General features: G+C 68.2%; 10 protein-coding genes and 1 tRNA gene. 5 read left to right on the top strand and 6 right to left on the bottom strand.

What is annotated here, in order from left to right:
• Positions 1 to 3 precede the first annotated feature (3 nt).
• From gltX to RM780_RS10310, 3 genes are all read right to left on the bottom strand, one after another.
• A complete protein-coding gene (gltX, locus tag RM780_RS10320) occupies positions 4 to 1371 on the bottom strand; it encodes a glutamate--tRNA ligase (RefSeq protein WP_311630396.1) in 1368 nt (455 codons plus the stop codon).
• Positions 1372 to 1465: 94 nt separating this feature from the next.
• A complete protein-coding gene (locus RM780_RS10315; RefSeq protein WP_311630301.1) occupies positions 1466 to 1828 on the bottom strand; it encodes a hypothetical protein in 363 nt (120 codons plus the stop codon).
• Positions 1825 to 2220 (bottom strand): hypothetical protein, encoded by a 396-nt coding sequence (locus tag RM780_RS10310; RefSeq protein ID WP_311630300.1) that lies wholly within the window; start codon positions 2218 to 2220, stop codon positions 1825 to 1827. The genes RM780_RS10315 and RM780_RS10310 overlap by 4 nt, the downstream gene beginning before the upstream one ends.
• A 414-nt stretch (positions 2221 to 2634) precedes the next feature.
• Between RM780_RS10310 and RM780_RS10305 the strand changes: the two genes are divergently transcribed.
• Positions 2635 to 3090, top strand: a complete 456-nt coding sequence (locus RM780_RS10305) for a DUF6907 domain-containing protein (RefSeq protein ID WP_311630299.1) — start codon at positions 2635 to 2637, stop codon at positions 3088 to 3090.
• 4 nt (positions 3091 to 3094) lie between these two features.
• Here the strand turns inward: RM780_RS10305 and RM780_RS10300 are convergent.
• The 3 genes from RM780_RS10300 to RM780_RS10290 all read right to left on the bottom strand — a co-directional run bounded on the left by RM780_RS10300 (position 3095) and on the right by RM780_RS10290 (position 4555).
• A tRNA-Lys gene (locus RM780_RS10300) sits at positions 3095 to 3156 on the bottom strand.
• 170 nt (positions 3157 to 3326) lie between these two features.
• Positions 3327 to 4010 carry a hypothetical protein gene (locus RM780_RS10295; protein ID WP_311630298.1) on the bottom strand — a complete coding sequence of 228 codons (684 nt, stop codon included), beginning with the start codon at positions 4008 to 4010 and terminating at the stop codon, positions 3327 to 3329.
• On the bottom strand, positions 4007 to 4555 hold the full coding sequence (locus RM780_RS10290; protein ID WP_311630297.1) for a hypothetical protein: 549 nt from the start codon (positions 4553 to 4555) through the stop codon (positions 4007 to 4009). The genes RM780_RS10295 and RM780_RS10290 overlap by 4 nt, the downstream gene beginning before the upstream one ends.
• A gap of 360 nt (positions 4556 to 4915) precedes the next feature.
• Between RM780_RS10290 and RM780_RS10285 the strand changes: the two genes are divergently transcribed.
• Genes RM780_RS10285 through RM780_RS10270 form a run of 4 tightly spaced genes read left to right on the top strand, consistent with a single transcriptional unit; the run spans position 4916 to position 13014 of the window.
• On the top strand, positions 4916 to 6976 hold the full coding sequence (locus RM780_RS10285) for a hypothetical protein (protein ID WP_311630296.1): 2061 nt from the start codon (positions 4916 to 4918) through the stop codon (positions 6974 to 6976).
• Between the two features lie 41 nt (positions 6977 to 7017).
• Positions 7018 to 8658, top strand: a complete 1641-nt coding sequence (locus RM780_RS10280; RefSeq protein WP_311630295.1) for a class I SAM-dependent DNA methyltransferase — start codon at positions 7018 to 7020, stop codon at positions 8656 to 8658.
• Complete coding sequence (locus RM780_RS10275; RefSeq protein ID WP_311630294.1) at positions 8651 to 9757, top strand: restriction endonuclease subunit S; 1107 nt, start codon at positions 8651 to 8653, stop codon at positions 9755 to 9757. Before RM780_RS10280 ends, RM780_RS10275 begins: the two co-directional genes overlap by 8 nt.
• Positions 9754 to 13014: a type I restriction endonuclease subunit R gene (locus RM780_RS10270; RefSeq protein WP_311630293.1), complete on the top strand. Its 3261-nt coding sequence runs from the start codon at positions 9754 to 9756 to the stop codon at positions 13012 to 13014. The genes RM780_RS10275 and RM780_RS10270 overlap by 4 nt, the downstream gene beginning before the upstream one ends.
• Positions 13015 to 13181: the final 167 nt, after the last annotated feature.

The following is a 13181-nucleotide window of genomic DNA, read 5'->3' as shown; positions in this document are numbered from 1 at the left end:
CGGCTACGCCGACAGGCGCTCCCGGGCCGCGTCCAGGCGGGCCAGCGTGCGGTCCGCGCCGAGGAGTTCGAGGGATTCGAAGAGGGGGAGGCCGACCGTGCGGCCGGTGACGGCGACGCGGATGGGGGCCTGGGCCTTGCCGAGCTTCAGGCCGTGGCGGGCGGCCACCGCCTCCAGCGCGGCGCGCAGCGCCTCGGCCTCCCAGCCAGGCAGCGCGGCCAGCTCCGCGCGCGCGTCCGCCAGCAGCGTTTCCGCGCCCGGCTTCATCGCCTTGGCCCAGGACGCCTCGTCGATCGCCGGCTGGTCCAGGAAGAGGAAGTCGACGTAGGTGGTGATCTCCGAGAGCACCGCGAGCCGGGTCTGCGCCAGGGGCGCGACCTTCTCGAACACACCCTGGTCGTACGCCTCCGGCGCCCACGGCGCACGCCCGGGCTCCAGCCAGGGCGCGCACGCCGCGACGAACGCCCCCGGCTCCAGGGCGCGGATGTACTCGCCGTTGAAGGCCGTCAGCTTCTTGACGTCGAAGAACGCCGCCGAGGTGTTGACGTCCTCCAGGCGGAACAGCCGCTCCAGCTCCTCGTACGGCCGGAGCTCACGGTCGTCGCCGGGGCCCCAGCCCAGCAGCATCAGGTAGTTGACCATCGCCTCGGGCAGGTAGCCCTCGGCCAGGTAGTCCTCCAGGGCGACCTTGTCCCGGCGCTTGGAGAGCTTCTGCCGCTTCTCGTTGACGATCACCGGCAGGTGGGCCCACACCGGGGGCCGCGCGCCCAGCGCCTCCCACAGCAACTGCTGCTTGGGCGTGTTGGAGAGGTGCTCCTCGCCGCGGACCACCTGCGTGATCCGCTCGTCCAGGTCGTCCACGACGTTGGCCAGCAGGAAGACCGGGGAGCCGTCGCCGCGCGCGATCACGAAGTCCTCGATCGCGGCGTTGGGGAACGCCGGCTTGCCGCGCACCAGGTCCACGACCACCGTCTCGCCCTCGTCCGGCGTGCGGAAACGCAGCGCGCGCCCCGGCTCGTACGCCAGCCCGCGCTCCCGGCAGAACCCGTCGTAGCCCAGGTGCTCCGAGCCGGTGCGCTCGGCGAGCTGCTCGCGGGTGCAGTCGCAGTAGTACGCCTTGCCCTCCTCGGACAGCCGCCGCGCGGCCTCCCGGTGGCGTTCGGCGTTCTGCGACTGGAAGTAGGGGCCCTCGAAGGACGGGTCCGTGCCGCCGATCCCGATGGAGGCCAGCGCGCTGATGATGCCCTCGACCCACTCCGGCCGGTTCCGCGAGGCGTCGGTGTCCTCGATCCGCAGGACGAACGTCCCCCCGGCCTGCCGGGCCACGGCCCAGTTGTAGAGGGCGGAACGGGCGCCGCCGACATGGAACATGCCGGTGGGCGAGGGGGCGAAGCGCACGCGCACGGAACCGTCGGACATGCCCCCCACCCTAGCCGTCCGGCGGCGCACGGCCTCCGCCGCCCGGTCACACGCCGGTGCGGAAGTACTCCCCCACGGCCTCGGGGGGCGCGGGCGGCTCGCCGCCGGAGCGCCGAAGCTGCGCGGACAGCTCCGAGACGTAGGCGGCGAACGTCCGCACCAGTCCGCGCAGCGCGCGTTCCCGCTCCTCGGACTGCTCAAGGCGCCGCTGGAGGTCCTCGCGGATCTCCCGGAAGCTGGCCAGGTCGGCCGCGCGCTGGGCGGGCTCCGCCATCGTCCGCGCCGCGGCCTCGCTGGCCGCCGCCGTGGCCGCGGCGGCGCGCGCGGTGGCCCGCGCCACGAAGTACCCGCTGCCGCCGAGCAGCGTCGAGCCCGCGCTGATCAGGCCCACCCACTCCCCCACGTTCACGCCCTCCCGCCCTTCCCCGCCCCCGTCGGCCCGGCCGGGCCCCTCGGCCCCCTCGGCCCCCTCGGCGCCTTCGGCCCCTTCGGCATCGAGAACTCCGGCACCGTGGCCGCCCACATGACGATCGCCGACCAGGCCGCGTAGAGCACGACCGCGGCCCCGCCCCGCGGATGGTCCCCGCTCACCGCAGCCGCCGCGTACACCAGCGACCACACCGCCGGCGGCACCAGCGCCGCGACGAACCCGGCCCCGTCCCGCCCTATCCGCACGAACGCCGCCCCGCAGGCCACCACCGCCCCCGCGACCCACAGCCACGCCCACGCCCCCACCCCGCCGTAGTCCGCCAGCACCCCGGTGCCCCCTGCGGCGGCCGGCGGCTCCACCAGATACGACACGCCCCAGGCCCCCTCGAACGCCCCCAGAATCAACAGCCCCGCACCCCGCCGGCCGACCGCTCCCATAAGGCGACAATTCCCCACACGGCATGCCCCAAGCGAAACGTGAACGCCCCACGCCGGAAAGGGGGGCGTTTTCACGCTTCGGGGGGACGGCGGGTGGGTCCGGCGCGCGCCCACGGGCCGGGACAACTCCGCAGTCCCGCCCGCGAGTTCACCGCATCGCCCATCGCGCTCAACGGCGCACCGACGCGTCTGTCCGCTACAGCGCACCACGACGCGCCCCCCGAAAAACGACGGCGCCCGCGCAGGCGCGTCCACTCCGCCCTACGGTCGGCCCTGCGGCACCGGAATGCCCGAGAGGCGCCGCCCGCTCCGTTGTCAGAAACTGTCGACGAACCCGAGGAGCCGGACATGACCGAGTCCGACCGCCGCCTGGTCACCGTCCCGACCTGGGGCGGCGGGATGCTGGTGATGCCCGAGCCGGAATGGTGCGCCGGACACCACACAGACCACTCGCACCACCCGGGCGACTTCCAGCACTCGGGTCCGGACATCGAGCTGACCCTGGACCTGCCGCGCGGGGAGCGCGTGCTGCTCCGGCTCGGGCTCGGCCTGCGACCGCTCGACGAGGGCGGGGCCCACGACCCCGCCCTGCCCTACATGGCGGTGGAGGTCGATGACGATTGGCACAACTGCGACCCCGACGCGCTGCTCGCCCTGGCCGACCAAATGACCGGGCACATCGAGGAAATCCGCAAGCTGGCGAGCGAGCTGGCGAAGCTCCGCGACAAGACCAAGCGCGAGGCCGCCCCGGCGGGCACCGACGCGCCCCCAACGGACCTGACGACCGCCGGGAAGGACGAGTGAGTAGGCCGTGTGGGACTCGAACCCACAACCAAAGGATTAAAAGTCCTCTGCTCTGCCGTCCGAGCCAGCGCCGGCGCTCTTCGCCTGACCAAGGCGTTGGGACGCGGTGGGCCAAGTGTCTTGCAGAGCGGGTCGGCTCCCGGATTCGCCCTCAACCAGACATCGGCAGCTGGGCGGATCATCCCGCCATGTCGGCTTGCGCGGAATCTCAGCGCGCGACGCTCAACCAACGGGAATCAGATCACTGTTGATGGTGCATGCTTGCTCAAGTAGCTCTTGAACGTCTTCCTGATCTCGGCCTGGAGATAGCCTGCCTGCGCTGAGTTAGGTACCACGTCCGGCTCGAAGCCTCTCTTCCGCGCATCGAGGTAGCGCACGATGCTCGATGACCGGGTGTTGGAGACGAAAAGCTCGTTCTGGGTACGGATGTCGGCGCGCAGCCCCTCGAAGTTTCGCGCGAGACCGATGCCGAGATTGGCAACTGCGTAGTACTTGCACTCCGCAATGAGGACACACTGACTGCCGCGCGGCGCGATGCGCTGGGTACGGCTCAGTGCGGCTTCCTCAGCAGGCAGGACAAGCACGTCACACTCGTGCAGTACGCCCGACGAACCTGTCACGTACACGCCGAGATGGACCTCAAGGGCGGGAGCGCCGTCGAATTCGATCACGGCGTGAGTGAAGGGCTGGCCGTTGCTGTACAGGTGTCCGGGCCCCGTCCGGAAGACAAGGCTGTCGGCCTTGGCCCCGTAGACGTCCTCGTAGGTGACGGTGGCGCCATGCCGACTCGCAGTGGCGACGATCAAGGAGAAGATGAAGCCCTCGTAGACGTCGGACGGCTTCGAGGCGGAATCGTATGAGACCGCCCCCGCCGCCAGAAGGCTCTTGATCTCGCTCACAAGGTGATCAACCGCGTTCACCTGCGCACCTCCCTCGTCACGTCGGCCAACAGCTGACCAACGCGTGCACGGCGCCCCGCCGGCACTCGATCGCCCCAGAACTCCGTCCGGCTACCGCGCGATCGAGCGCCTTCGTCCGGCACAAACACGACCGCCTCAGCGGGGCTCCGGCTGCCGGCGTCTCCCTCGGGCTCACTCCGGAGCGTCTTCAGCACCGCAACTTCCGTCTCAGGCAGCTCGACGAGCACCCGCCTCACCGCATCCAGGAGGAGCTGGACACGCTCTCCATCGGTCAGGGCTCGTGTCGCGATGACCAGCGTCCCCCGCTTGCGGGATGCTTCGTACTCGACGAGGCCAAACAAGCTGCGGGCCACGACCTCGTACCGAGCCGCTGCCGCGGCCGGAGAGTCATCGCTGTGACGCTGCTGGCGTCGGCGGAGGATCTTCTCCTCCGGCACTCCGGCGGCGATGGCCGCGTCGACGTCGTCGATCACCCAACTCAGGGCGGTGTCCTGCAGCGCTTCGCGGAGCTGCTGTTCCGCGCGGCGCAGTTCAAGCTGGTCCATCTCTTCCCTCCTAATCAGGAGTAGGGCTTGCCCGTGGGTCACGTTGGCGGCCATTGTCACGGAACCAGCACGGCACTGCCAGGGAGGATCTGATAACCCCTCTTATCGAGGCGGGGAGTCCAAGACGCCCAGGATCGTCGTATCCTTCTGTGACGTCGCTCCCGGAGCCGCCGCAACCCGAACCGTCACGGGTGGCGGGCCCCGGCTCGACGACCGGAGCGGCCGAATGTGCCGAGAGACAGACAGGGGAGGGGCCCACCGGTGGCAACTGCCTCGCCGAACGCGCCACTGCGTTCTTCAGCGTCTCACCTGATGTCGATGTCCGAAATCGCCGCTTTCGCCCAAGTGAAGCGCCCTGTCGTGTCCACTTGGCGCCGACGCCACCCGGACTTCCCCGCCGCCGTGTCCGAGTACTCGGGACGACCGCTGTTCGACGGCGCGCAGGTGACCGATTGGCTGATCGCCTCCGGCCTGGGCAACGCCGCCCCGACGGAGCTCCGGTCCGAGCTGGCCCTCTTCGGCATCATCGCGCTTCGGGACCGCTACACGCCATGGCAACTGGTCGAGACGCTCGGCAGCCTGCTGTGCCTGCGCCGACTCGACGGCCGGCCACTGGCCGACGACGCGAGCGCCTTCCCTCCCGACACGGAAGCCGACGAGGCACTCTGGGCCGCGCTGCTGCGCCGAGCCGAACGGATGGACGCCGAGGACGATTTCGTGCTCCGCGAGCTACGAACCATGGACGCCACGGTGGCCCCGCTCGCCCGCCTTGCCGAGGAGCTGATCGAGTCCGCTTACGACGAACGCGGCGCGTACGAGTGGCTGCTCGCCGCCCGCTCCCGGCTCGGACTGGACTCCCTCGCCGCCGACGCGGTCACGCCGGAGCTGCGGAGCCTGCTCACCGGGCTCACCGACCTCCGTGTCCGCCTTGAGCGGGGCGAGTCCTTCACTCTTGCCGACCCACATGCCCGCGCCGGCGACTTGCTCGCCTCGCTGCTCGACGCCACGGAGGACCGCGACCGCGTCACCGTCCTCGCCGCCGACCCCGACGACCGGCTCGCCCGTATCACCCGCCGCCGCCTCCTGCTGGCCGGCGTCAGCGAACTCGACCTGGACGTGCAGACCGGTACCGACCTGGAAGAACGCTTCGCGGACCCGGACCTCGTCATCACCCAGCTCCCGTACCGCCCCGGCGAGGACCGCTCGGCAGTCGCCGCCCTGACGCAGCTCGAACGCGTCGCCTACCTCCTCCGCCCTGGATGCACGGCCCTCGTCCTCGGACCGGCCGACGCCCTCGTCGACGAGCTGAAGAGCACCGAGGCCGCCCAGCTCCGCTCGGCCCTCCTACGCGAGAACATCGTCGAGTCGGTCATCGCGCTTCCCGGCGGGGTCCTGCCCTTCCGCCCCGGCTACCGTCCCGCGCTGTGGACGCTCACGCGGGGCCCCGTCCCGGCGGCGGAAGGCAAGGTGCTGCTGGCCGACATCAGCTCGGAACAGCTCACGCCAGGCGTGTGCATGAGGCTCGCCGAGGACGTTCTCCTCTGGCGCGCGGAAGGCTTCCGAACGCTCGACGGCCACGACCCGCGCTACGGCCGCGTGGTCCCCGTCGCCGACCTGGACCGGGCCTTCGGCGGTGCGCTGATCCCGCCCGCGCCGCCCGCCTCCGCGATCTGGTCCGCCAAGGTCACCGAACGTCCCGCCCTGATCGCCGAGGCTGAGGCCCGCTTGGAACGGGCGTCGGCGGAGGCCCGCGCGTACGAGGAGGAGCGCGGCCCATACCGGGGGGACGTACTACGCAGAGTCGGCCGCCTTCCCACGCGCACCACGCTCGGCAAGCTGATCAGCGCTCGCAGGGTGACCCGGCTCCCGGGCCACCGGATCGACGAGAAGCACGTCACCCGCGACGGCCAGCACACGGTCCTGGGCCCCGAGGAGATCACGGGCGAACGAGCCGTGGGCGGGCGCCGTATCGACCGTCTGCTGCTGGCGACGGCGTACGAACGAGCGGCGCTCACCGAGCCCGGAGATGTCGTCTACACCCTCGCGCCCCGCCTCGGCATACATGTCGACCACGACGGCTTCTCGGTCGTCGCGTTCCCGGCCCGCATCCTCCGCGTCAACGCCGACGCCGCCCGTCCGCTCACCCCCCGGGTCCTGGCGGCCCTGCTCGGCGCGGCCCGTGGCACCGCCCGCAGCCCCAGTGCCGTACGCCCCGCTCGCCGCATCGAGGACTACCAGCTCCCCGACCTCGACCCGGAGGATGTGCTGCGCTTCGATGCCCTTCTGGCCGAGACCGAACGCCGGGAACGCCTGCTGCGGGCACAGTCCGACGCCCTCGCCGAGGCCCGCCGCCTGACGATCGCCGGCCTGGCCGACGGCACCCTCACCCTCGGCGAACCCCGAACCATCGACCGCACGTAATCCGTCCGCGCACATCCACTGACAAGCCGGAAGAAGGAACAATGCCTCCCCGCAAGCGAGCCGCGGCAGCCGCCGGACAGGGCGAACTGCTCAGTGTCTCCAGCACCAAGGAGATCCAGGACATCCTGTGGAAGGCCGCGGACAAGCTCCGCGGCTCCATGGACGCCGCCCAGTACAAGGAGTTCGTGCTCGGCCTGGTCTTCCTGAAGTACGTCTCCGACGCCTTCGCCGAACGCCGCGAGGAACTGGCAGCCGACCCCGAACTGGCCCAGATCCCGGAGCACCGCCGGGCGGCCTTCCTCGAGGAGAAGGACGAGTACACGGAGAAGAACGTCTTCTGGGTTCCCCCGACGGCCCGCTGGGGCTACATCTCGGAGAACGCGGGCAGCGCGGAGGACGGCGTCGGCGCGCTCCTGGACACGGCCATGGACGAGGTGATGAAGGCCAACAAGACCCTCACCGGCGTCCTCCCTAAGATCTTCAACCGCGACAACGTCGACCAGAAGCGCCTGAAGGAACTTGTCGACCTCATCAGCGACGCGCGCTTCACGGGTCATGGCGACCGCCCGGCGCAGGACGTGCTGGGCGAGACGTACGAGTACTTCCTGGAGAAGTTCGCCCGTGCCGAGGGCAAGCGAGCCGGCGAGTTCTATACCCCGGCGAGCGTGGTCCGCCTGATCGTCGAGGTGCTGGAGCCGTATGAGGGGCGGGTTTATGACCCGTGCTGCGGTTCGGGAGGCATGTTCGTGCAGAGCGGCAAGTTCGTGGCACGGCGGCGCGGTAAAGACCACACGCACGACATCGCAATCTACGGCCAGGAGGCGAACGAACGCACGTGGCGCCTGGCCAAGATGAACCTCGCCATCCACGGCATGGACCCGAAGGGCGTCGGCGACCGCTGGGCAGACACGTTCGCGGACGACAAACTGCCGGACCTGAAGGCCGACTTCGTGATGGCCAACCCGCCGTTCAACATGTCCGACTGGGCGAGGAAGTCGGACGACAGGCGGTGGCGGTACGGGGTTCCGCCGCAGTCGAACGCCAACTACGCGTGGCTCCAGCACATCGTGTCCAAACTGGGGGATCGGGGCAGCGCGGGCGTGGTGCTGTCGAACGGTTCGATGTCGTCCAAACAGTCGGGCGAGGGAGAGATTCGCGCGGCGATGGTCGAGGCGGATCTGGTGTCCTGCATGATCGCGCTGCCGGGAAACTTGTTCCGTACGACTTCGATTCCGGCATGCCTGTGGTTTCTCACCAAGGAGAAGGCTCGGCGGGGCACGAAGGCGCTGGAGGACCGGCGAAGCCAAGTCCTGTTTATCGACGCGCGGTCGATGGGCATGATGCGTGACCGCACAGAGCGTGTCCTTGAGGACGAGGACTTGGAGAAGATCTCCGACACCTATCACGCCTGGCGGGGCACGAAGTCGGCGAAGGACAAGGGCCTTACATACGAGGACGTGCCGGGGTACTGCTACAGCGCGACGCTGGAGGAGATCGAGAAGCACGACTATGTGTTGACGCCGGGGCGGTATGTGGGGGCGGCAGAACCCGAGGAAGACCCGGACGCAGAGCCAGTGGAGGAGCGAATCGCTCGGCTGACGAAGGAACTGTTCGAGCAGTTGGACGAGTCGGCGCGGCTGGATGCAGTAGTGCGGGAGCAGTTGAGGAGGATCGATGGCTGAGTGGCGCCAGACCACCTTGGACCAGTTGGTCAAGCTTCAGCGTGGCCACGACCTCCCGACCTCCCAAAGGAGAGCCGGAAGCGTGCCTGTCATGGGCGCTGCGGGCCAGAGCGGTGCGCATGACACGGCGATGGCTAAAGCACCGGGAGTCGTGCTGGGGCGCGCCGGGGCGTCTATGGGCAAGGCGACGTATTGCGATACCGATTTCTGGCCGCTCAATACGGCACTTTATGTTACAGATTTCCAGGGAAATGACCCGAGGTTCACTTATTACCTGCTTGATCGAATCGATTTTTCTGGATACAATTCTGGGGCCGCTCAGCCCATGCTCAATCGGAACTACATCACTCAGATCCGGATTTCGCTGCCGGAGCCTGCGGAGCAAAGGGCCATCGCTGTCGCAGTTGGCGCATTGGACGATAAAGTCGAGATCAACAAGCGCGTCGCATACACCGCCGAAAGCCTTTGCAGGGGCATCTTTTCGGAGCAGTCACAGGAGGCACGTATCCCTGTGGGAGAGATCGCGGTCTTGCGCAAGGGGCAAGTAGTGCCGGAAAATCTGACTGAGGTGAACGTAGCTCATTACAGCCTGCCTGCGTTCGACTCTGGTGCGATGCCGGAAATCACAGATCCCCGATCCATCAAGAGCGCGAAATTTGCAGTCCGACAGCCGTCCGTCCTTTTGTCGAAATTGAACCCCGAAATCCCTCGGGTGTGGAATGTTTCCCCGGATCGTAAAATTCCAGCCCTTGCATCTACCGAGTTCCTGGTGTTGGAGCCGCAGAATGGAGTGACCACGGCCGAGCTCTGGGCGGTCCTGTCCCAGCCTGAGCTGCTTGGCGGTCTTGCCGCCAAAGTGACCGGTACTTCCAAGAGTCATCAGCGAGTGCGGCCGGATGAAGTGATGAATTCGACGGTCGTTGACCCACGTGTACTTGGAGACGCGCGGGGGCAGGCACAGGCACTGGTTGATCGGGCCATGCAAGCCCGCAATGAGTCGCGCGGCCTAGCCGACCTCCGCGACACCCTCCTCCCCCAACTGATGTCCGGCAAGCTCCGCGTCCGGGACGCCGAGAAGATCGTGGAGGACGCCGTATGACCACAGGAAGCAGCAGCGAGCACACCCCCGCCCACCTCGACGCCAAAATGACTGAGGCCACCTGGGAGCACCTGGCCCTGGACGAACTCGCCGAGCTCGCCTGGCAGGCCAAGCCCGGCAAAGACCTAGCCCCCGGTACCGGCCATCGCCGCGACTGGGACGACCTGGTCCTCCACGACGAACTCCAGGCAGCCATCGAGAAACTGAATCCGGAGCTGACCGCAAGCGCCGTCCACGAAGCGCTCCGTATCGCCACCGACCCCGCCTCTCGCGAGGCGTACCCGGAGAACAAGCAGGCCCACGCATACCTGACTGCCGGCATTCGCCTTACCTACACCGACGAGTTCGGCGCCGAGCAGACCCCCACCGTCCGCCTCGTCGACTTTACCGACCCCGACGCGAACAGCTACCTCGCTGTCAACCAGGTCACGGTCCGGGACACTGACGGCAGCCACCGTCGCTTCGACATCGTTCTGTACGTCAACGGCCTCCCCCTCGCCGTCATCGAACTCAAAAGCGCCTCCGACGAGAACGCCACCCTCAAGTCGGCGCACGCCCAACTCCAGACGTACATCTTGGAGTTCCCGATTGCATTCCGCTACAACGTCCTCTGCCTGGTCTCCGACGGGATAACCGCCAAGTACGGCACGGCATTCACGCCGTACGAGCACTTCGCGCCCTGGAACGTCGACCACGAGGGCGAGCGCGTCGACACCAACGAGCCCGGCTACGACGGCCTCGACGCGCTGAACCTGGCCCTGCACGGCCTGTTCACGCAGGACCGGTTCCTCTCCCTCACCCGCAACTTCGTCAACTTCCCCCCGCCCAAGCCGGGAGAGCCTCTCTCCGGCAAGCGCATCGCGAAGCCGCACCAGTACTTCGCGGTGAACAAGGCGGTGGACGCCGTTGTCGAGGCTTCGCGGACGAACGGCCAGGCCGGCGTGGTCTGGCACACGCAGGGCGCGGGCAAGTCGGAGGAGATGGTGGAGACGGCGGCGCTGGTCGCCCGCCACCCGGCCCTGAACAACCCCACCATCGTCGTCATCACCGACCGCAATGACCTCGACGATCAGCTCTACGACACCTTCCTCGACAGCGAGACCTTGCTCGGGCAGAAGGCGCACCAGGTCGACAAACGGGAAGAATTGCGCTTCGAGTTGGCGCGTCGCAACGTCGGCGGGATCGTCTTCACGACCCTCCAGAAGTTCGGACTGAGCAAGGAGGAGAAGGACGCCGGCAAGTCCCACCCCCTCCTTTCCGAGCGCCGCAACATCCTGGTGATCGTCGACGAGGCTCACCGCTCGCACTACGACAGCCTCAACGGCTACGCCCGCCACTTGCGCGACGCCCTGCCGTACGCCACCCTGCTCGCCTTCACCGGTACGCCGATCTCGAAGGCCGAGGCCGACACCCGTGCCGTCTTCGGCGAGTACATCGACATCTACGACCTGACGCGCGCCGTCGACGACGGGGCAACGGTCCGTGTGTTCCACGAGCCGCGCGTCATCGAGGTCGACCTGCCCGATGGCGTCGACCCAGGAAAGCTTGACGAGCAGGCCAACACCCTCACCGAGGGCATGGACGACGCCGAACGCCGCCGGGCCATCCAGTACGCGACGACGATGAACACTGTCTACGGCGCTCCCGACCGCATAGCGACGCTCGCGGACGACCTGATCGCCCATTGGGAGCAGCGGCGCGAGCTGGTCAAGCCCGACATCGGCGGGCCCGGCAAGGCGATACTCGTGTGCGCGACCCGCGACATCTGCGTACGGGTTTTCGACGCGCTGGCCGAGCGGCGGCCCGGCTGGGTGAGCACGGAGGTCGACAAGGGCGTCATGAAGATCGTCTTCCATGGCGACCACTCCGACCCCGAGCACCTGCGCAAGCACTCGCTGCGCAAGTCCCAGCAGAAGGTCATCCAAAAGCGCGCCAAGGACCCTGACGACGAGCTGGAACTGCTCATCGTCCACTCGATGTTGCTCACCGGCTACGACGCGCCGCCCATCCACACCCTGTACATGGACCGCCCCATGCAGGGTGCCAACCTGATGCAGGCCCTGGCCCGCGTCAACCGCCGCTTCCGCAACAAGCAGGACGGCCTGCTCGTCGGCTACGCGCCGCTCACCGACAACCTCGCCAAGGCCCTGCGCGAGTACTCGGACCAGGACCGGAAGGACCAGACCCTCGGCGCGGACATCGAGCGAGCCGTCACCGAGGTCAAGAACGAGCTGGCCACTATCAAGGGGCTGCTGGCCGGGAGCCGTTGGAAGGAGTGGCTGGCCGACACCCGCCGCCCCGACTCCCGCAAGCGCGCACTGCGCCTGACCGCCGACTTCCTGCGCGACCCGAAGAACCCGGGCAACAAGGTCGAGCCCCCTGCCAAACCGCTCTCCGCTCGCTTCAAGGACAGCGCCGCCCGGCTGGATCGTTTCTACCGTGTCTGCGCGATGAGTAAGGAGATCACCGAGCGCTGTGAAGAACTGGACGACTGGCGCCGTGATATCTCCTTCTTCAGCGAGGTCCGTGCCTGGATGATCAAGCTCGACGCCGCCCAGCGCGAGGCGAGCGGGGAGCCGCTCAGCGCCGAGGTCCAGCGCTACCTGCAGGCCCTTGCGGCCTCCGTCGTTGACGCCGACGAGATCACCGACCTGTACGCGGAGGCCGGGATCGGCCGGCTGGACATCACCCGCCTCAACGAGGCGCAGCTGCGCAGGCTGGAGAATTCCGAAACTCCGCACCTGGTCACCGAGGCACTGCGCCGCATGATCCAGCAGAGGATGCGAGAGGTGACCAAGCACAACGTCGTCCGCAACGAGAGCTTCTCCCAGCGCCTTGACGACCTGATGAAGCGGTACATGCTTCAGCAGCTCACCAGCGCCCAGGTCATTGCCGAACTCGCCGCCCTGGCCAGGGAGGTGTCGGCGGAGGCCCGCCGCGGCGAGCAGTTCGACCCGCCGCTGACCCACGCCGAGCTGGCCTTCTACGACGCGGTCGCGCACCGCAACATGGCCGAGCTGATGGAAGGGGGTCAGGACACACTCGCCAAGATCGCCCGGGCGTTGGTCAAGGACATCCAGAAGAACCTCTCCGTCGACTGGCTCTCCCGCGAGCCCGTCCGAGCCAAGCTCCGCACTCGCATCCGCCGCGTACTGGCGATGTTCGACTACCCGCCGGAGGAGGAACGCACGGCGGTCGACCTCGTCCTCAAACAGATGGAGATCGTGGCCGCCCTCTGGGCACCTGCCGCAAAGTAGCCCAAACCTCAACCAGAAACGACTCACCTGACCTCGGCATTCGATAACCAGGGTTATCGTGCCAGGCGTAGGTCTTGCACTCTTTCCGTCTCTAACGTCTGTCCCGTCGCGTCGGGCTCGTACGCAGCCGGAGGCTCGTCCCTCCCATCACCGCGCCCCGCCCGGCC

Source organism: Streptomyces boetiae, assembly GCF_031845405.1.
In the GTDB taxonomy this organism is placed as follows: Bacteria; Actinomycetota; Actinomycetes; order Streptomycetales; family Streptomycetaceae; genus Streptomyces; species Streptomyces boetiae.
This window is presented reverse-complemented; position numbering and strand designations above follow the sequence as displayed.

Coding starts and splice junctions, on each gene's coding strand:
- RM780_RS10280 (WP_311630295.1), top strand. CDS start 7,018: ATGCCTCCCCGCAAGCGAGCCGCGGCAGCCGCCGGACAGGGCGAACTG.
- RM780_RS10290 (WP_311630297.1), bottom strand. CDS start 4,555: ATGGACCAGCTTGAACTGCGCCGCGCGGAACAGCAGCTCCGCGAAGCG.
- RM780_RS10305 (WP_311630299.1), top strand. CDS start 2,635: ATGACCGAGTCCGACCGCCGCCTGGTCACCGTCCCGACCTGGGGCGGC.
- RM780_RS10275 (WP_311630294.1), top strand. CDS start 8,651: ATGGCTGAGTGGCGCCAGACCACCTTGGACCAGTTGGTCAAGCTTCAG.
- RM780_RS10270 (WP_311630293.1), top strand. CDS start 9,754: ATGACCACAGGAAGCAGCAGCGAGCACACCCCCGCCCACCTCGACGCC.
- gltX (WP_311630396.1), bottom strand. CDS start 1,371: ATGTTCCATGTCGGCGGCGCCCGTTCCGCCCTCTACAACTGGGCCGTG.